The organism is Streptomyces sp. CA-142005 (genome assembly GCF_050942335.1).
GTDB lineage: Bacteria > Actinomycetota > Actinomycetes > Streptomycetales > Streptomycetaceae > Streptomyces.
Window position 1 is genome coordinate 9382827 of record NZ_CP192078.1, and the last position, 18278, is coordinate 9401104.

An 18278-nucleotide genomic window follows, 5' to 3' on the forward strand; every position below is an offset into this window, starting at 1 on the left:
GAAGAAGACGCGGCGCAACCATCGCGCCAATCACGGCAAGCGGCCCCAGTGCTGACGACCCTCGGACGCATGAAACTGATGCCAGACTCGGAGGCATGAGGCTGACGACGTCACCGCCGCCCGCCCCCACGGCCGCGATCACGCCGAGGTGCACCAGATGACCTCGGCCGTGGTGGTCGGCGGCGGGCCCAACGGCCTCGCCGCCGCGGCCCTCCTCGCCAAGGCGGGACTTCAGGTCACGCTCCTGGAAGCGGCGGACGAGGTCGGCGGAGGCGTCCGCAGCCACGAGGCCATCCTGCCGGGGCTCGTGCACGACCACTGCTCGGCCATCCATCCGATGGCCGTCGGCTCCCCGGCGCTGCGTGCGCTGGACCTCGAACGGCACGGGCTGCGCTGGCTGTTGCCCGACATCGACTGCGTGCACCCGCTGGACGACGGAAGTGCCGGGGTCCTGCTGCGCTCCGTGCCGGATACCGCCCGCATGCTCGGTCCGGACGGCGACCGGTACCGCGCACTCCTCACCACCCCCGTACGGCACTGGGACACCCTGGCACGCGATGTGATGGGCCCCCTCCTGCGCATCCCCGCGCACCCGTTGCTGCTCGCCCGCTTCGGTCTGCCGACGGCCCTTCCCGCCTCCTTCCTGGCCCGCCTTTTCACCACCCCGCAGGCGCGAGCCCTGTGGGCGGGCGTCGCGGCGCACGCCTTCCGCCCGCTGTCGCACCCGTTCACCTCGGCCATCGGGCTCGGCATCCTCACCGCCGGCCACGCCGCCGGCTGGGCCGTGGCCGAGGGCGGCTCACAGTCCATCACCCGCAGCGTGGAACGCGTGCTGCGCTTCCACGGAGGCACCGTCCACACCGGTGTGCGGGTCACCGACCACCGGCAGCTGCCGCCCGCCGACGTGACCCTCCTCGACCTCGATCCCGGCCAGGTCGTCGAGCTCTACGGCGACCGGATCCCGGCCCGCGTGCGCGGTGCGTACCGCCGGTTCCGGCGTGCGCCCGCCGTGTTCAAGCTCGACCTGGCCGTCGAAGGCGGCGTGCCCTGGACGAACGAGCACGCCCGCCGGTCCGGCACCGTGCACCTCGGCGGCCCGCTCGCCGAGGTGGCCGACGCGGAGCGGGCCGTGGTGGCCGGCCACATGCCGGAACGCCCCTTCGTGCTGGTCGGCCAGCAGTACCTGGCGGATCCCTCCCGTTCGGTGGGCGGCGTCCACCCCGTCTACGCCTACGCCCATGTCCCGTACGGCTACGACCAGGACGCGACCGAGGCGATACTCCGCCGGCTGGAGCGGTTCGCCCCCGGTGTCCGCGACCGCATCGTGGGCCGCCGGGCCACCTCACCCGCCCGGTTCGCCGCCGCCAATCCCAACTTCGCCGGCGGCGACATCATGACCGGCGCCAGGACGACTCCCGAGCTCCTCCTGGGTCCCCGCCCGACCATCGAGCCGTACTCGACCGGTCTGCCGGGTGTGTTCCTGTGCTCGGCGGCGACCCCGCCCGGTCCCGGCGCGCACGGCATGTGCGGCGCCGGAGCCGTGGCGGCCGCAGTGCGCCACCTGGGGGTCCGGGCCGCTGTCCACTGACACCACCTCTGGCGGAAGCGGAGGGTGGCGAGCGGGGCGAAGCGCGGATCGCGGGTGCGGTGCTCGATCTCGGAGGTCAGGGATGGAGCTTCTGCTGCGCGGCGAGCATGGCGACGAACTTCTCGATGCGCGCCGCCCGGGTCTGCGGCTTCTTCGCGTCCTGGACGCGGTAGAGGATCGCGTACCGGTTACGGCTGTCCAGCGTCGCGAAGAAGTCCCGCGCCTGCGGAGAGGCCTCCAAGGCCGCCCGGAGGTCCTCGGGTACCGTCGCCGTGCGCTGGCCCTCGTACGCGGCCTCCCAGCGGCCGTCCGCCTTGGCCTTGTCCACCTCACGCAGACCGGCAGGCCGCATCCGGCCCCGCTCGATGAGTTCGGTCGCCTTCTGCCGGTTCACCTTCGACCACTTGCCGCCCGGCCGCCGAGGGGTGAAGCGCTGCAGCCAGTGCTGCTCGTCCAGCTTCTTCTTCTGCCCGTCGATCCAGCCGAAGCAGAGTGCCGACTCCAGCGCCTCCGCGTAGCCGACGCCGTCCAGTCCGGAGCCTGTCTTCGGGATCTTCAGCCAGATGCCCCGCACGTCGGCGTGATGTTCCTCCAGCCACTTCTCCCACGCCTCCTGCGTGGCGAAGGCCAGGACCGGATCGGCCTCCTCCTGTGCTCCGCCCGTCCGCGCTGCATCCGGCATGCGCCACATCAAAACGCACCCTGGTGACACCGTCAATCAGGCGCCACGCCGCGACACCGACGCGGGGTGCCGGGCTCAGTCCGCCAGGTCCGTCCTGCCGAACAGGGCGGCGTAGCTCGACGGGAGTTGGCTGAAGACCTGGTTCAGCTCTCCGCCGCTTACGCTGTCGGCGACCGTGGTCAGGACCGCGCCGGCGTCCCACTGGGCCGTGCGCGGCCTGCCTCCGATCCGCTCGGCGACCCGGCGGTGGAACTCCTCGACCCCGAACCGCTCCGGCCGGGGCTGCTTCGCGTCGGCCAGGCCGGGGCCCAGCGGTCCGGGCAGCTGGGAGGCGAGGTCGTCGACCTCCCCGGGGCTGATCCGCTCCGCCAGCACACTCAGCACGGCCTCCGTGACCTGCGCCGCTTCGTCCTGGCTGGCGTACTCGCCGCGCTCGCGTACACGGGCGAGGAACTCGTCGTACCTCATCGGTCACCTCCGCTTCGATGCCGTCTCACCGCTGTGTCCGGTCCCGGTCCCAGTACCCGGCCCGTCGGGGGATGCACGGCCGAATCGACGGGCACGCCCGCTTGAGACCGCGGGCCCGGGTTACCCGCCCGGTATGCCGAAACTGCACCTTCCCGGACACGATCACCGCCACGGCGTCGACGACGCTCCGGGGCCGCGGGTTCCCGCGCCGGAGGACGCCGGGCCCGACCGGCAGGTCGAGCGGGCCGCGCCCGACACACCGGCGCAGCTGCCCAGGCGGGCCTGGGTCGCGGTGCTGAAGGGCTCCCTGCGGGAGTTCCAGGACGACGAGCTGACCGACCGGGCCGCCGCCCTCACCTACTACGGGGTCCTCGCCCTGTTCCCGGCGCTGCTGGTACTGGTGTCCCTGCTGGGCATCGCGGGCAGGTCGGTCACCGACAAGGTGCTGGCCAACCTCAGGCACCTCGCGCCCGGCTCCGCCCGGGACATCCTCACCAGGGCCGTGGAGCAGCTGCAGAACCAGGCGGGCATCGGCTCGGTCATGGCCGTCGCGGGCATCGTCCTGGCGGTGTGGTCGGCTTCCGGGTACGTGGCCGCCTTCATCCGCGCCGCCAACGCCGTCTACGACATGCCGGAGGGCCGCCCGGTGTGGAAGATCCTTCCGGTGCGGATCGGCGTCACCGTCGTCCTGATGGTGCTCGCCGTCGCCGGCGCGCTGATCGTCGTCTTCACCGGCAGCCTCGCCCGGCACGCGGGTCAGGCGCTGGGTGTCGGCGACACGGCCCTGACGGTGTGGTCGATCGGGAAGTGGCCGGTGCTGGTGCTGCTGGTCACCGTGATGATCGCGATCCTGTACTGGGCGACACCGAACGCCAGGGTCAAGGGTTTCAGGTGGATCACCCCGGGCAGCGTCCTCGCCCTGTCGATCTGGCTGGTCGCCTCCGCCGGGTTCGCCTTCTACGTCGCCAACTTCGGCTCCTACAACAAGACCTACGGCACCATGGCCGGCGTGATCGTCTTCCTGGTCTGGCTGTGGATCAGCAATCTGGCGATCCTGCTCGGGCTGGAATTCGACGCGGAGACCGTGCGTCAGCGGGCCATCGCCGGCGGACATCCGCCCGGTGCCGAGCCCTACACCCAGCCGCGTGACACCAGGAAGTGGGACGCGGACGAGGTACGCCGACTGAACGGGACCTGACCCAGGTCGGGCGGTTCGGGGCGGGGCGCACCGGGTCCGGGACGCGGTGCGCCCCGCTCGCTCACGCCGCGTACCCGCCGTCCACCGAGAGCTCCGCTCCCGTCACGTACGCCGCATCCGGCCCCGCCAGATAGGACACCGCGGACGCCACCTCCTCGGCCGTGCCGAAGCGGCCGAGGGCGGTCATGGCCGCCTGGCCGGACGCGAAGGGGCCGTCCGCGGGGTTCATCTCGGTGTCGGTCGGGCCCGGATGCACGACGTTCGCCGTGATCCCGCGCCCGCCCAGCTCGCGGGCCAGCGCCTTCGTCAGCCCGATGACGGCCGACTTGCTCATCGCGTACAGGGTGGCGCCGGGGCCCGGCGTGCGGTGGGTGACACAGCTGCCGACGGTGATGATCCGGCCGCCCGGCGCCATGAGCGCAGCAGCGGCCTGGGCGGCCAGGAACATCCCCCGGATGTTCACGGCGATCAGGCGGTCCACATCGGCGAGCGTCAGGGTCTCCAGCGGCTGCATCAGCCCGACGCCCGCGTTGTTCACGAGGATGTCCAGGCCGCCGAGCGCCTCGGCCGCACGGCCCACCGCGCCCGCCGCCTCCTCCGCGTCCGCGGCGTCGGCGCGCAGGGCCACCGCCCGCCGCCCCACGGCCTCGACGGCCCGCACCACGTCCTCCGCCGCCTCCTTCGCGTGCACATAGGTCACGGCCACATCCGCGCCCTGTCGCGCCAGTCGCAGTGCCGCCGCCGCACCGATGCCCCGGCTGCCGCCGGTGACCAGGGCCTTCCTGCCGTCAAGGGTTGCCTGTGAAGTCATGCCTCCATCTCACCGGCGAGAGATGAGGAACGCTGGCGGCGAACGGACCTCGACCTGATGTCCCGGAAGACGACCTCCCGACGGCCTTCCACCGGCGTGACGACGTCGGATAGCGCGTCTGGGGTCACCGGGTGCAACGGGATCCGGCAGACGCGCTGGCGTGCGGAACGGGAGCCGTGCGCCTGAGCGGTGCGGTCATCCGGGCGGTTGCGTGGAGCGGGTGCGCCGGTGGGCGGCGACCCGCTCGCGGGTGGCGCAGCGCCGGGAGCAGTAGCGGCGTTCGGGGCCGGGGCCCTGGGTGACGAAGACGTTCCGGCAGGCGGCCGACGCGCAGATCCTGCCGGGCGGGAGCTGGCGGTCCCAGACCAGAACGGTCAGCGCCAGGCAGGACGAGGCGAGGAACCACTCACCCCAGGGAGCGTCGTCGTCGCGGTCGAGGTGGGGATGCCAGGGCGTGGCGCCACCGTGTGAGGTGAGACGGAGCGGCCCGGTGTGTTCTCCCAGCAGGCGGTTGAGGACGGCGGCGGCCTCGTCGGCGTGTTCGGCTGCGAAGACCTCGCGCAGCCGGCCCGCGGCCTCGCGCATCTGCGCGACATCCCCGGGGGTGAGGCCGACGGGGCCCTCCTCCCCGTGGGCGAGCAGCACCTCCGCCACCTGGTCCGGGTCGGGGCGGTCCTCGGCGAGGGTGTTGACGAGAGCGGCGGTGCGGCGGGTCATGGCCAGCACGGAGTGCCGGGTGGACCAGTCGTCGACGCCGTCGTTGCTGGGGGACACCAGCGCACTGTAACGCATATTGCGGAGTTTTGAGTTACCTACGTAACGTGATGAGCGTGATAAGGCGTTACGTGATGGCCCGCTATGCCGCGGGGGCGACGGCGGCCCGTGTCGGGGACGAGATGTCGGGACCGGCGCTGATGCTGGCGGGATACGTCCTTACCGGCTCGGCCTCCGAAGCGTCGGCGCTGCTCGCGGGCATCACGGTCGCGGCGGCGGCAGGCGGCCCCGTGCTCGGCGCGGTGCTCGACCGGCAACGGCGGCCGGGACGGCTGCTGGCCGCCGCGCTCGGCCTGTACGCGACCGGCCTCGCGGTGATCCTCGTGGTGCTCGGCCGGCTGCCGTTCCCCGTCACCGTGCTGATCGCCGTCCTGACCGGGCTGCTGGGGCCGGCGCTGTCGGGCGGCTGGACGGGGCAGCTGCCGAGGGTGGTGGCAGGGGACCGGCTGCCACGGGCCAACGCGCTCGACGCCATGACCTTCGGCGTGGCGAGCCTGTCCGGTCCGGTCCTCGCCGGCGGCCTGGCCGAGGTGCTGGGGGCGTCGACGGCCGTCGTGGTGTCGGCCGCGCTCATCGGTGCGGCGGCGCCGGCGGCGTGGACCCTGCCGGCGCGTTCCACGCGGGTGCGGGAAGGACGGCCCGGTGCGCTGATCGGTGACCTCGCCGCCGGAACGCGGGTCATCGTGACGAAGCCTCGGCTGGCCCGGGCGACCCTGGCCTCGGTCGTGTGCTGTGCCGCGCAGGGCATGCTGACGGCCTGCCTGCCGTTGCTGGGGGAACGTGCGCTCGGCGGAGCGGGGCGCGGCGCGCTGCTGCTGTCCTGTGCGGCCGCCTCGGCCCTGGTGGCGAACGCCGTACTGGCACGGTTCCCGCAGCGCGTCGCCCCCGACTCGATCATCTGGGCCGGCGCCCTGATCCAGGCCGGCGCGTTCGCCCTGGCGGCGACGGGCCGCCCGGCCGCGCTCGTGCCGGCCCTGCTGCTGGCCGGGATCGGTGAAGGGCCGCAGCTCACCGCCCTCTTCGCGGTACGCCATCGGGAGGCTCCGGACCGTCTGCGCGGCCAGATCTTCACCACCGGGGCCAGCCTGAAGATCACCGCTTTCGCAGCGGGCGCGGCGCTCGCCGGCCCGCTGGCGACCTGGTCCCTTCCCGGCACACTGGCGACGGCAGCGGGCATGGCGGGCTGCGCGGCGCCGGCCTTCTTCGCCGTACCACTGCACACAGGCGAAGCCTGCGAGGACTCGGTGCGGCGACCGGGGTGATCCCGTTCGCGCGCGGCGACTAGAGGGCCGTTGCGCCCGGCGCAGCCATGAAATCCGCAAGACTGCGCAGATACGACAGGCCGGGGCGACCGGAGAGCCGGGTCTCGCCGACGACGGCGAAGCCCGAACGGGCCAGTACCGCCCGCGACGCCGCGTTGTCGAGGGTCGTCGCGGCACGGAGCGCCGTCAGCCCGTAGCGGTTGGCGGCGAGGCCGCAGATCTCCCGCACGCCCCAGGTGGCGAGCCCCCGGCCCGCGGCACGCTGTGCGATCCGGTACCCGAGGTCGGCGGCGCCGTCCGCGACGTCCACGAGATTCATCCGGCCCAGCACCTCGCCTTCGGCGTCCACCAGAACATGGAAGTAGCAGATTCCGGCCTCCTGCTCGTCGAGCAACGCACGGAGCCGTTCGTCGAACCGGGCGAAGTAGTCGTCGCCCCGGTCAGGGATCGACGCGGCGAAGTAGGCCCGGTTCTCCTGCTCGAAGGCGAACAACGCGGGAGCATGAGCCGGGCGCAGCAGCTGTATCTCGGGCATGGACGGCAATATAGGCAAGTTGTATAAGCAAGTTGTACGTGTAAACCATAACGATCTCGGCCCAGGCCTTGCGCGCCCGGCGATCCGCCCTAGCCTCCCGACATGGCATTTCTTTCCAGTCGCCGCAGAAGGGTCCGCCTGGCTCCCGAGCTCGATGACGAGGACCTGGGCAAGCTGCTGAAGTCACTTGTGGCGACCACCAGGACCGGCACCATCGCGACCACCGAGCTGTGTGTGGCGCAGATGTCCCGTCTCCTGGAGCAGGACCCCGACGACTGGGACCGCCGGACCCATCGGCTGGACGTCCTGGCGGGATACCTCGTCGGATCGCATCTGCCACGAGCCTGGAGCACCCGCGAGCCCCGCAATGCGAACGCACTCGTCCTGCAGGCCTGGACCCAGGTCGCGCAGGCCCGCGCCCAGGGGGTGCTGGAAGATGCCGCAACTGCCGTCGACGCCTGTCTGCGCGCAGCGGAACTCGCCCCGGAAGACCCCACCCCATGGGTGGCCCTCCTCGCCGTGGCACGCCTGCAACGCCGGGAGCAGTCGCAGGTCTTCGGGGCGTGGAACGAGGTCCTCGCCCGCGATCGCTGGAACCGCGAGGCCTATCTGAACATGCTGGCCTACCTCAGCCCCGACGAGGCCGGGTCGCGCATCCAGGTCCTGGAGTTCGTGGACACCCTGCGCGCCCGTATGCCCGCCAACGCGCCGTGCGTGGCGACCGAACTCACCGCTCAGATCAACCAGTACCACGCCATCCTCTCCCGCGGCGGGCTGGAGGCGCTGGTCGCACGGAACCACTGGTCCCAGCACATGGCCGCGCAGGCACTCGACCGCGCGGCGCACACCTGGATCCAGCCCGGGTTTCTCCGCCACGCCAAGGCGCTCGCCGACCTCAACCTCCTCGCCTACGCACTGGTCGCCGCGGACCGGCGCACCGAGGCGCGTGCCGTCTTCGAGCAGATCGGTGGTGTCGTCACCGCGTGGCCCTGGCACACCGGTGGCGATCCGGTGACCGAGTTCGACCAGACACGGCAGAAGGCCACGGCCGGTCTGTGAGCAGCGCAAGCGACTTCTGACTGATCGTCGGTTCAGCGCACTCCAGCCAGTGGTCACAGGGAGGCCGGATGTGCTGGATCGCCCCGTCCGGAACCCGCTGACACTTGTCGATGCAGGACGGGGCGATGCGGCCACGGCTCATTCGGCCGCGTCAGGCCGGGACTCCTCCGCGTTCGCAGCCGACCCGGACGCGGTGGCGAGGGTGTAGAAGACGGACGAGCCCTGCTTGGTGCGCTGGGCGTTGTTGCGAGCCACCAGGTTCTCCAGGGTGGTGCGGATGACCTTGGTCTGGATCTCCCGGTCGGGATGTGCCTTGTCGAGCGCTTCGGTGACCTCCGCAGCGGAGCGGGGCTCCTGCTGCTCGGCGAGATGGCGGCGGACCAGTTCGACGAGGGTGGGCTGGGCGGACGGGCCGGTCGCCTTCTTCGCCGAGGACTTCGCCGAGGGCTTCGGCGCCGCGGGCTTCTTGGCGGGCTGCTGCTTCTTGCGCCCGGACTGCTCCTGGGCCGCCTTCTTCGGCGCGCGGCGCGTGTCGGACGCGGTGGTGGAGTTCTTGCGCGGCGCGGGCACCACGGCGCCCTCGGCCGGGGCGGGTGTGCTCAGCGAGGTCGCGACGCCGAGCGCCTGCCGCATGTTCACCAGAATGGTCTGGTCATGCTGCAGGGCCGCCAACTGCTCCTGGAGAGCCGCGATTTCGGCGGTAATGCGTTCCTGTTCCTTGACGTTGTGCTCGAGGTCATTGGTCACCTGGCTGACGTACTGCGAGGTCAACTCGGTGACGGGGGCGGTGGGCTCAGGCATCTGTGGCTCCTATCGTGAACTCTGGTGCGCTCCGGCGCCTGCGGTTGCGGCAGGAGGGGAGCGGGAGTTGTCCTGCGGGTCCCCCGACACATGGATGATACGGATGGACGGGCGGGTTTCTACTGAGTGAACCCTTTGCGTCGCCCGGCAGTGTGCCGTTTTGCCCATCCGCCGTCCCTCCCATGTGTCCTGCCGAGCGCGGTCGGGATGCGGGAAGAGGCGCGGTCCCGGCAGAATGCCGCGATGGGATCCTTCATCGCGTACGACGGTGCCGAACTCGCCTACCACGTCTCCGGGGACGGTGTACCCGTGGTGTGCCTGCCGGGTGGACCGCAGCAGTCATCGTACCTGGGCGACCTGGGCGGACTGTCCGCACACCGGAAGCTGATCAGGCTGGACCTGCGGGGCACCGGGCGGTCGGCTGTGCCCCAGGACCTCGCGGCATGCCGCTGCGACCGGCTCGTCGACGACGTGGAAGCCCTGCGCCGGCACCTGGGCCTGGAACGTATGGACCTCCTCGCACACAGCGCCGGAGCCAATCTGGCCCTGCAGTACCTCGCTCGACACCCCGAACGCATCGGCGGGCTCGCGCTCATCACACCGAGCGTGCGGTCCGTCGGCCTGACCATCACCGATCAGCTCCGGCGTGACACGGTACGGCCCCGCCAGGACGAGCCGTGGTTCCCGGAGGCGTTCGCGGCCCTGCAGGCGATCGGGGCGGGCGCGGCCACGGTCGAGAACTTCCGGGCCATCGCGCCGTTCTCCTACGGCCGTTGGGACGCGGTCGCCCAGGCGCACAAGGCCGCGGAGGACGCACAGCTGAACCGGGACGTGGTGGCCGCGTTCGGCGCCGAGGGCGCGTTCGATCCCGATGCCACCCGCGCCGCGCTCGCCCGCTTCGCGGCACCGGTGCTGCTGCTCGCGGGTGAGGTGGACCCGGGTGCTCCTCCGCCCGCGATGGCCGAGTTCGCCGCGCTCTTCCCGAAGGCGGAACTGGTCGTACAGCCCGGAGCGGGACACTTCCCCTGGCTGGACGACGCGGACCGGTTCGTGGCGACCACCGCCGCGTTCCTGCGAGAAGCGGCCACACAGGGTCCGTGAAACAGCCGGTCGGCGAAGCCGTGGGATTCCCGCGGCACTAGCATCCCGATCATGGCGGACTGGAAGATGCGTCCCGCATCGGCGGCGGACGTCGAGGCGGTGGCCGAGCTGCGGGCCGTGGTGCTCAGAGCCGACCTGGAGCGGCTCGGGCGGTACGACGAGCACCGGGTGCGGCAGCGGCTGCGGGACGGGTTCGCACCCGACCACACCTGGGTGATCGAGGTGGGCGGCGTCCTGGCCGGATGCGTGGCGTTGCGGCCGGCGGACGACGCTCGCTGGCTGGAGCACTTCTACCTGGACCCGAGCCTGCAGGGCAGGGGCATCGGAGCGGCCGTGCTGTGCGTGCTGCTGGAGCGGTGCGACCACGACGGCACCCGGGTCCGGCTGAACGTGCTCCGCGGCAGCCGGGCGCAACGGCTCTATGAGCGACACGGGTTCGGTGTCGAGACCGAGGACCCGGTGGATGTGTTCATGGTCCGCGAGCCGGTGTCCGCGCATGTGCCCGCACACCGTGTCGTGAGCGCGGACGAAGAGCAGTAACCGCCGCAGGCGAACGACGCGTCACCCGGTGCTCAGGCGTGCACCGGGGCCCGCTCGTCGAGGAGGCCGGCCGCGACCAGGTCGGCCCACACCTGATCCGGGACGTGTGCCTGGAACGCGGCGATGTCGTCCCGCACCTCCTGGGGCGAGCGCATCCCGACCACGATGCCGGCGACCGCCGGATGCAGCAGCGGGAACGCCATCGCCGCCTGGGGGAGAGTCACACCATGTGCCTCGCACACGGCCGCGATCTCCCGGGCGCGCCGGAGGACGTCCGGTGCGGCGGGGGCGTAGTCGAAGGACGCTCCCTCGGCGGGACGGGGCGTGGCGAGCAGACCGGAGTTGAAGATGGAGGCGGCGAGGACGGACACCCCGCGTGCGGAGCAGGCCGGGAGCAGGTCGTCGAGCGCGCTGTGGTCCAGCAGCGTGTAACGGCCGGACAGCATCACCACGTCGACGTCGGTCTCCTCGACCAGCCAGGTCAGCATGCCGGGGTGGTACATGCCCGCCCCGACGGCGCCCACCACGCCCTGCGCACGCAGCTCGGCCAGCGCCGGGTACCCCTCGCGCAGCGCGTCCTCGAAATGCTCCTCCGCGTCGTGCAGGAACAGCAGATCGACGCGGTCCACGCCCATCCGCGCGAGGGAGTCATCGACACTGCGCAGGACACCGTCGCGGGAGAAGTCCCACACGCGGCGGTGTGTGGCGGGCACGTGGAAGGGCTCGTCCCGGCGCCCGGCCGGATCCTGCTCCACGAGGAGCCGCCCCACCTTGGTCGAGAGGGTGAAGCCGTCCCGGGGCATGCCCTTGAGGAACTCGCCGATCCGGCGCTCGGAGTGCCCGATGCCGTAGTGCGGCGACGTGTCGAAGTAGCAGATCCCGCAACTCCAGGCCGCCGCCAGCGTGTTGGCCGCGGTGTCGTCGTCGAGCGGGGCGAAGAGGCCGCCGAGGGGGCCGCCGCCGAAGCCCAGTTCCGTGACCTCCACCGCGCTGCGCCCCAGCCGGGTCGTCCTCATCCGCTCGGTCCTCCCTGCACGGCAGCCACGCACGACCTACAGAGTGTCGCTCCGCCGGACCCGGCATTCCAGCCGTTTTCCGGCCCGACACCGGCACGAGGCCGCGCACGAGAACGGCATGGGCCCTCGCGAGCTCCCGCCGCCGAGGACCGTAGCCTGATGCCCGTGACCACACCGACAGCACCGACGACCGCGTCGATCCTCGAGCAGTTCGACCTCTGTGCGGACACGGCCGAGTTCCCCGATCTGCAGAACGGCTACTACTACCCCGTCGACACGCGGATCCATCTGGTCGGCGACGGCACGCGCTGGGCGATGGTCGCCGAGTTGCTGGGCTACAACCCGCGCGCCGGGAACCTCACCGATGTCCTGCACTGCTTCGGCAACTGCCTGACCCGCGACAAGCCCGGTTTCGGGGACTTCCTCGACCGGGTGGACAACATGGACGACATCGATCCCGACGGCGACGAGGTCTACGCGGGGGAAGTCCCGGTGGTCGTCCGGGGCACGCCGCTGACGGTCGACGCCGACGCCGGCGCGCCGTTGGAGGACGTGTTCCGCGGCCTGGTGCCCGCGCACAGGGAACTGCTGCTCGCGGACGCGGCGGAACTCGGGTCCGCCGTCCCTTCCGACCTGCCGGTGCTGCTGTGCCTGGACGAGTGGAACCAGCCGGAACACCTCGGGGACGTCATGCCGAGCGGCCATGAGACCGTCCGGCTGATCGCCGAGGTGCTGTCCTCCGGCGATCCGGACCGCTACCGGCCCACGCTCCCGGCGAACACCCACTGGTCCCACTGGCCCGACGCGGGCACGCTGTAGTCCGGCCGCCGTACCCCCTCAGCGGATCGGCCCGGTGTCTACAGCGGGTTCCCGCGCAGCCAGGTCAGCACCTGCTGGGCGTGCTCGTTCGGTGGGAAGACCGGATAGAAGACCTGCTCGACGACACCGGCCCGCAGGACGAGCGTCAGGCGCCTGAACAGCCGCAGCCCCTCTACCTCGAACGTGGGCAGACCGAGCGTGTCGGCGAGGCCGAAGGCGGGGTCGGAGAGCATGTCGAAGGGCAGTCCCAGACGCTCCACGACCTCGCTCTGGTAGTCGGTGTCCTGGCTGGACAGCCCGTAGACGCGGCCCGCGCCGGCTTCGAGCAGGTCGTGGAAGTGGTCGCGGAAGCCGCATGACTCGGGTGTGCAGCCACGGGCTCCGGGAATCGAGTTCCAGCCTTCCGGCAGGTCGGTGCCGGGGCGGCCGGTGAGGGGATAGACGTAGACGACCGTGCGCCGTGGGCCGAGCGTGTCCAGTCGGACCGTTCGGCCCGCCGTGTCGAGGAGGGCGAGGCCCGGCACCTTCATGCCCGGAAGGTGGTCCGCCGCGCCGTCGTCATCGGGGACGGGCAGGTCCGCGGGCAGTGTCAGATAGTCCGTGTCTCCGGTTGCCCTGCCCTCGGCCGGTACGACGCCGCTTCCCCGGTGGGCGGCCGCGTTCAGGTTGGCGATCAGCGTCGCGCGGCGGGCGGTCAGGGACTCGATGCGCCCGGTGAGGTCGTCGATGGCCTCGCGGTAGCTCGCGAGGGAGGCGGGACAGTCGTCCGCGTGCGCGCGTCCGGCCGCCAGGCACTCGAGGAAGGGCCGGGTGCGCTCGACAGGGATACCGAGCCGGTGGAGCGTCCTGATCTCCCGCACGAGGCGAACGTCGTCCTCGCCGTAGTCCCGGTAGCCGTTGGGCAGGCGCTCAGGTGTGATCAGCCCCAGCGACTCGTAGTACCGCACCGCCTTGGTCGTCGTACCGGCCTGCCGCGCAAGCTCACTGATCCTCATGCCGCTCACCTCGCTCACACGCTAAACCCTGCCCCCAGCGGCAAGGTCAAGGTGTTCCGGGGCGGGGTTCGGCGTCCGACGGGCACCTGGCGGCTCGCCGAACATGCCGCGAGACTGACGACCGCGTGACCCAGACGGTGCGCCTACCTCCGCCGGGCCCGCACCAGTTGGACCTTCACGGGGTCGTCCGGGGCCGGGGCGGTGAGGAGTTCGACTGATTCCGCCCTGAATCCGTGAGCAGCCAGCAGGCTCTCCCACAGCTGCGGGGACAACACCCACATCCGCGTAGGGATCGGCTCCTCGTCGCGCAGCCGGATGTACTCCCGGCGCGGTGCCACCACCGTGGACGGCCCCCGGCCGTCGGCGTCGGTGTGCAGGGCCGAGAAGACGTGCGGTGCGCCGGCGAGGAGTCCGTCCCTGAGCGCCGGCAGCAGGTGACCGGGGTCGATGCAGGCGAAGCTGCGGAGCGCGTACGCCACCTCGTACGGCTCCGTGTGCCGCAGATGCTCGACGACGTCCTCGCACACGAAGCGGACACCCGGTTCGGCGCCGTGGTCGTCGAGTGCCCGTCGGTGCTGGGTGGGGGACAGGTCGACGCCGTCGACGCGGGCACCGTACGCGCGGACCAGGTGGACCGCGTGGTGCCCGGGGCCGGAACCGATGTCGAGCACCCGCTTGCCGCGGATGTCCCCGAGGACTTCGGCCCCCGGGCCCACGCCCGGCCAGAAGCCCCAGTCGATACGCTCCGGTACCTGTGGTGACCAGCCGAAATCGAGCTGCCGTCGGCCGTAGACGGTCCAGGCCTGTTCGTCTGCCGGGTGTGCCGTCACAGGCGGGTCTCCTCCGGTGGTGAGGCGGCCGCGTCCAGGATGCGGGCGCGCAGTCGGATCCGGTCCTGGGACACCGTTTCCGGCACGATCTCGTTCCACACCGCGGCGGTCCTGTCCGCCGTGTCGGTGAACGCCTCGCGGAGCCGGCCCCGGAACAGCGGCAGGGCGAGCGCTGCGACGGGGCGCAGGAGCGAGCGGCCACCGAGCGACAGGACGAGCCGCACCTCCCAGCGGCCGTCACCGTACGGCCGGGGCACCGCCCACAGCGTGGCCACGCCGAGTCGGTGCTCCAGGTGCGCCTCGAACGGCGTGCCGGAGTATCGCCGTCCCGCGGCCGCCTCCCACCACGCCCGCAGATCGACACGGGCGTCGCCGCTCGCCCGCCGCAGAGACGCCCAGCGGCCAAGGACCCGTACGGACCCGCGCAGTTCGACGGAGACAGGGCGCGAGACGGTGTGGAGCGCGCCCTCCACGACCGTGACCGTGTCCTCGTCCCCGAGGACGTGTTCCAGCCGTACCGCCGGATCGTTTCCCGACCGCCGTTCGACGATCCGCAGCCGCTCCGTTTCCTGGTGCCGCCCGTCCTCGGCCTCGGCCTCGTACACCGCGCCCGGCGCGAGATGGTCGCCCTTCACCAGCCGCACACCGGGTATCGCCCGCCCGTCGGGCAGCAGCACCTGGCCCTCCTCGGCGCGGGTGCCGCGCACGACGTCGAGGAGCACGACGACTGCCTGCTCGAACCAGGCACGGGGCACGGGCGCGACGATCACCGAGTGGCTGATGCGGCTCATTCGCTACACGATGCTCCGCACCACGGCCTACGCATAGGGGTGCGTCGCGAGCCCGCCAGGCCTGGTGCTACGGGACACACGGGGTGTTGTGCCGGGCTCTGTGGGACGCGGCGGACGCGCTTGGCGACCGGGAGGCGGCCGGAAGGCGGCCGTGTGGGCCGGCACGGCACCACACTCGCCGCACACGACGACGAGAGCCTTCCCTCTTCGGCGACCGCCCGGCCGACGCCCTGGCCCTGTGCCACGGCGCGGCAGGGCGTGCCGGCGGTGGCCGACGCCGTCGACCGCCACGCCCGACTGCCCGGCGCGGCGGCGCTGAAGGCACGGCTGCTCGCCCACCGGCTGCATGGTGTGCGCTCTGCCGACCGCAGCGCAGGGAGCGCCGCAGGCGTGGCCGCCCCGGCTCGGGCTGCGTCGAAGTCGGCCTCGACGGGTCAGGAGGAGTCGCTGGCCAGGCGGCGCAGGACGTCGACGGCCTCCTCGGCGCGGTCGTAGGGCACGAAGAGGTGGTCGTGGTGGAAGCCCGCGACGACGTTGCAGCTCAGCTCCGCGTCGGCGAGGGCACGGGAGACGGCGGCCGTCAGCCCGACCGCGGCCAGCGCGGAGTGGACCCGCAGGGTGATCCACCCGGCCACAAAGTCGTACGCCATCCCCGCCGCGTCCGCCTCGGCCTGCGGCACCACGAGGGTCAGGCCCTCCTGTTCGGCCACCGTCACCACCGGGGTGACACCGGACGGCACGCCGCCCTCGGCCATGGTGTAGACATAGCGACCCGGATTCAGCTCCGGACGCATGCCGCTGAGCAGTGTCTGCAGATCAGTCTCGCCGGTCACAGCCCCACCCTACGGTCCGACCGGCCGCTCGGCCCGGAGGCGGGCGGCGCCGGTCATGGCGTCGCCACCGCATCCCGGTCGCGGTCAGATGGCTGCCGGTGTGCCGGCGGTCGTGCCGTCGGCGATGTGCAGGACCGCGTCCACCGCGTCGAGCGTCGCCCGGTCGAGGGGGAAGTAGCCCTGCCGGGGGTGTGTGTCCGTCCGCGTGGCGGCGGACGGGGGAGTGGAGGCCGCCTCCAGGCCCCAGGCGGGGACACGGCTCTGCAGGAGGCCCTCGTAGGTGTCGGGCGCGGGCTCCTCGAGCCCGAGGGTCTCGCTGCGACCCAGGCTGCCGGCGACACAGACGTACCGTTCGCCCACCAGCGACGCCACGATGGCGCCGGCGCAGAACCACTCGGCACCCCGGTCCTCCAGCTGCCAGATGCTGAGATTCCGCTGCAGATGGAGGTTGTGCGCGAACACCAGGGTCGCGCCCCGCTCTTCCTCGGTGCTCCGGATGTCCAGGAGGTTCTGGGCCATGAGCGCGTCCCGGGTGGCGAGCAGCCCGGCGATCCGGGGGCTCGGTTCCAGGGGCCGTGCCGACTGCCTGTGGTAGCGCAGCAGGCCGAGGCCGGCGGTGAGATGGGTCCTGGCCCTGAACCACTCGTCGCGGGAGGAGGCCGCGATCAGTTCCGGGGCGCGTGCGTGGAGCGTGGTGAGCATGTCGTCCGCGATCGACCGCAGCCGCTCGGCCTCGGCCGTGGCGCCGGGTGACATGGCGGCGTCCAGGACGGCCTCCGGCCGGCTCCACCGTGCGTCGTCACCGGTGAGGCCGGCGATGTCGAGGTCGAGTCGCAGGTAGTCGCGGGCGTGTTCCAGATAGGTCCGGGGGCTGGGCGCGCAGGTGTTCTCCAACGGCGCGTCGAAGCCGTGGAAGGCCAGGCGTTCCGCCGGTGGCCGGTGCCGGTTGTAGTCGCGCATCCAGCCGACCAGCCGCCTGTTGGCGTCCTGCTCTCCGAACCCGTGGGAGAAGCCTTCGCGCATGAGTGTGTCGAGGTCTCCGCTTCCCCCCTGGACATAGTCGTTCACGGCGAGCGCCGCGACGCGGTCGGTCTCGAGCGCGATCGACCGGAAGCCGTGGGCGGCCAGCTGGGCGAAGAGTTCGTTGCGGATCCGCCCGAAGGCCGGTTCCTGGTGTGTGGGCTCACCCAGCGCCAAGAGGTGGCATGACGGGGTGACGAAGTCTCGGATGTCCTGACTCATGAGCCTCAATCGTATCCTTGAAAGATCGGTTGAGACTTCGGCGAGCTTCGACGGTCAGACAGCCCGCAGCGGCGGTGAGGGCCTGCGGTAAAGTCTCAACCGGTGAGCACCCTGCGACCGACCGACCTCGCGCGCGAGCACGGCATCTCGACCCAGGCCGTGCGCAACTACGAACGGCACGGTTTCATCCCGCCCGCCGAGCGCACCCCCAGCGGCTACCGGATCTACACCGAGGCGCACGCGGCGGCGCTGCGCGCCTACCTCGCGCTCGTCCCGGCGTACGGCTACGCGGCCGGCGGGCAGATCATGAACGCCCTCCACCGGGACGCACTCGACGAGGCACTGACGATCATCGACCGCGGCCACAGTCAGCTGCTCCGCGACCGGGACACCCTCGCCGCGGTACGCACCGCGATGTCCCACCTGACAGCGGAGTCCGAGGCCACTCCGGCTCCCACCCGGGATCCCGGCACCCGCACGGTCGGTGAACTCGCGCACCATCTCGGCGTCACACCGGCGACCCTGCGCAACTGGGAGGACGCCGGCATCCTCGCCCCCACCCGGGACCCGGCCACCGGATACCGCGTCTTCCAAGCCGACGACATCCGCGACGCCGAGCTCGCCCACCTCCTGCGACGCGGGGGCCATCCGCTCGACCACATCGCCACCGTGGTCCACCAGATCCGCACCGCAGGCGGCACGGACGCACTCGCCTCCTCCCTGGAGGCCTGGCAGGACAGACTCACCGCACAGGGCCTCGCCATGCTGCACGCGGCCACGCGTCTCACCGCCTACCTGACTCACCTCGACGGCCGTACGCCTGGGCCAAGAGGTGGCGCAGATAGGCGCGGTGGCGCCGATGCAGCGAGGCGAGTACGGAGTTCCGGCGATCACGGGTTGTGACACTCCGTGATTATGGATGTGAGTGCCTTT

The 18278-nt window shown here is 71.9% G+C and carries 20 protein-coding genes; 8 read left to right on the forward strand and 12 right to left on the reverse strand.

Annotated elements, in window-relative coordinates:
- The first annotated feature begins 157 nt into the window (after positions 1 to 157).
- The gene (locus ACQPXS_RS43240; protein WP_433454949.1) at positions 158 to 1588 is read left to right on the forward strand and encodes a phytoene desaturase family protein; all 1431 of its coding nucleotides are present in this window, start codon (positions 158 to 160) and stop codon (positions 1586 to 1588) included.
- A gap of 76 nt (positions 1589 to 1664) precedes the next feature.
- On the opposite strand, the gene ACQPXS_RS43245 is transcribed toward ACQPXS_RS43240, so the two are convergent.
- Together ACQPXS_RS43245 and ACQPXS_RS43250 are read right to left on the reverse strand one after the other, a co-directional pair.
- The gene (locus tag ACQPXS_RS43245) at positions 1665 to 2270 is read right to left on the reverse strand and encodes a YdeI/OmpD-associated family protein (RefSeq protein WP_433454950.1); all 606 of its coding nucleotides are present in this window, start codon (positions 2268 to 2270) and stop codon (positions 1665 to 1667) included.
- Positions 2271 to 2345: 75 nt separating this feature from the next.
- Complete coding sequence (locus ACQPXS_RS43250; RefSeq protein ID WP_433454951.1) at positions 2346 to 2738, reverse strand: DUF2267 domain-containing protein; 393 nt, start codon at positions 2736 to 2738, stop codon at positions 2346 to 2348.
- 133 nt (positions 2739 to 2871) lie between these two features.
- Between ACQPXS_RS43250 and ACQPXS_RS43255 the strand changes: the two genes are divergently transcribed.
- A complete protein-coding gene (locus ACQPXS_RS43255; RefSeq protein WP_433454952.1) occupies positions 2872 to 3936 on the forward strand; it encodes a YihY/virulence factor BrkB family protein in 1065 nt (354 codons plus the stop codon).
- Positions 3937 to 3997: 61 nt separating this feature from the next.
- On the opposite strand, the gene ACQPXS_RS43260 is transcribed toward ACQPXS_RS43255, so the two are convergent.
- Together ACQPXS_RS43260 and ACQPXS_RS43265 are read right to left on the reverse strand one after the other, a co-directional pair.
- Positions 3998 to 4747 (reverse strand): SDR family oxidoreductase, encoded by a 750-nt coding sequence (locus ACQPXS_RS43260; RefSeq protein ID WP_433454953.1) that lies wholly within the window; start codon positions 4745 to 4747, stop codon positions 3998 to 4000.
- A 195-nt stretch (positions 4748 to 4942) separates the two neighbouring features.
- On the reverse strand, positions 4943 to 5539 hold the full coding sequence (locus ACQPXS_RS43265; RefSeq protein ID WP_433454954.1) for a CGNR zinc finger domain-containing protein: 597 nt from the start codon (positions 5537 to 5539) through the stop codon (positions 4943 to 4945).
- 56 nt (positions 5540 to 5595) lie between these two features.
- Here ACQPXS_RS43265 and ACQPXS_RS43270 point away from each other — a divergent pair, with 56 nt between their 5' ends.
- Entirely contained in the window at positions 5596 to 6783 is a 1188-nt protein-coding gene (locus ACQPXS_RS43270) for an MFS transporter (protein ID WP_433456211.1), read from the forward strand.
- Between the two features lie 19 nt (positions 6784 to 6802).
- On the opposite strand, the gene ACQPXS_RS43275 is transcribed toward ACQPXS_RS43270, so the two are convergent.
- Complete coding sequence (locus tag ACQPXS_RS43275; RefSeq protein WP_433454955.1) at positions 6803 to 7318, reverse strand: GNAT family N-acetyltransferase; 516 nt, start codon at positions 7316 to 7318, stop codon at positions 6803 to 6805.
- Between the two features lie 102 nt (positions 7319 to 7420).
- Here ACQPXS_RS43275 and ACQPXS_RS43280 point away from each other — a divergent pair, with 102 nt between their 5' ends.
- A complete protein-coding gene (locus ACQPXS_RS43280; RefSeq protein WP_433454956.1) occupies positions 7421 to 8377 on the forward strand; it encodes a hypothetical protein in 957 nt (318 codons plus the stop codon).
- A gap of 138 nt (positions 8378 to 8515) precedes the next feature.
- On the opposite strand, the gene ACQPXS_RS43285 is transcribed toward ACQPXS_RS43280, so the two are convergent.
- Positions 8516 to 9178, reverse strand: coding sequence for a hypothetical protein (locus ACQPXS_RS43285; RefSeq protein ID WP_390679767.1), 663 nt, complete (start codon positions 9176 to 9178; stop codon positions 8516 to 8518).
- 243 nt (positions 9179 to 9421) lie between these two features.
- On the opposite strand from ACQPXS_RS43285, the gene ACQPXS_RS43290 reads away from it, so the two are divergent.
- Both ACQPXS_RS43290 and ACQPXS_RS43295 read left to right on the forward strand, forming a co-directional pair.
- Positions 9422 to 10279: an alpha/beta fold hydrolase gene (locus ACQPXS_RS43290; protein WP_433454957.1), complete on the forward strand. Its 858-nt coding sequence runs from the start codon at positions 9422 to 9424 to the stop codon at positions 10277 to 10279.
- Between the two features lie 51 nt (positions 10280 to 10330).
- The gene (locus tag ACQPXS_RS43295) at positions 10331 to 10819 is read left to right on the forward strand and encodes a GNAT family N-acetyltransferase (protein ID WP_433454958.1); all 489 of its coding nucleotides are present in this window, start codon (positions 10331 to 10333) and stop codon (positions 10817 to 10819) included.
- A 32-nt stretch (positions 10820 to 10851) separates the two neighbouring features.
- Here ACQPXS_RS43295 and ACQPXS_RS43300 read toward each other — a convergent pair whose 3' ends face one another.
- Positions 10852 to 11835, reverse strand: coding sequence for an aldo/keto reductase (locus tag ACQPXS_RS43300; protein WP_433454959.1), 984 nt, complete (start codon positions 11833 to 11835; stop codon positions 10852 to 10854).
- 165 nt (positions 11836 to 12000) lie between these two features.
- On the opposite strand from ACQPXS_RS43300, the gene ACQPXS_RS43305 reads away from it, so the two are divergent.
- Positions 12001 to 12654, forward strand: coding sequence for a DUF7003 family protein (locus ACQPXS_RS43305; protein WP_433454960.1), 654 nt, complete (start codon positions 12001 to 12003; stop codon positions 12652 to 12654).
- A gap of 38 nt (positions 12655 to 12692) precedes the next feature.
- Here ACQPXS_RS43305 and ACQPXS_RS43310 read toward each other — a convergent pair whose 3' ends face one another.
- From ACQPXS_RS43310 to ACQPXS_RS43330, 5 genes are all read right to left on the reverse strand, one after another.
- Positions 12693 to 13649: a MerR family transcriptional regulator gene (locus ACQPXS_RS43310; RefSeq protein WP_433454961.1), complete on the reverse strand. Its 957-nt coding sequence runs from the start codon at positions 13647 to 13649 to the stop codon at positions 12693 to 12695.
- A 143-nt stretch (positions 13650 to 13792) separates the two neighbouring features.
- The gene (locus ACQPXS_RS43315; RefSeq protein WP_433454962.1) at positions 13793 to 14479 is read right to left on the reverse strand and encodes an SAM-dependent methyltransferase; all 687 of its coding nucleotides are present in this window, start codon (positions 14477 to 14479) and stop codon (positions 13793 to 13795) included.
- Positions 14476 to 15270 carry a hypothetical protein gene (locus ACQPXS_RS43320; protein WP_433454963.1) on the reverse strand — a complete coding sequence of 265 codons (795 nt, stop codon included), beginning with the start codon at positions 15268 to 15270 and terminating at the stop codon, positions 14476 to 14478. Before ACQPXS_RS43320 ends, ACQPXS_RS43315 begins: the two co-directional genes overlap by 4 nt.
- A 434-nt stretch (positions 15271 to 15704) precedes the next feature.
- Complete coding sequence (locus ACQPXS_RS43325; RefSeq protein ID WP_433454964.1) at positions 15705 to 16103, reverse strand: ACT domain-containing protein; 399 nt, start codon at positions 16101 to 16103, stop codon at positions 15705 to 15707.
- Positions 16104 to 16187: 84 nt separating this feature from the next.
- Entirely contained in the window at positions 16188 to 17345 is a 1158-nt protein-coding gene (locus ACQPXS_RS43330; RefSeq protein WP_433454965.1) for an erythromycin esterase family protein, read from the reverse strand.
- A gap of 102 nt (positions 17346 to 17447) precedes the next feature.
- On the opposite strand from ACQPXS_RS43330, the gene ACQPXS_RS43335 reads away from it, so the two are divergent.
- Positions 17448 to 18248 (forward strand): TioE family transcriptional regulator, encoded by an 801-nt coding sequence (locus ACQPXS_RS43335; RefSeq protein ID WP_433454966.1) that lies wholly within the window; start codon positions 17448 to 17450, stop codon positions 18246 to 18248.
- Positions 18249 to 18278 lie beyond the last annotated feature (30 nt).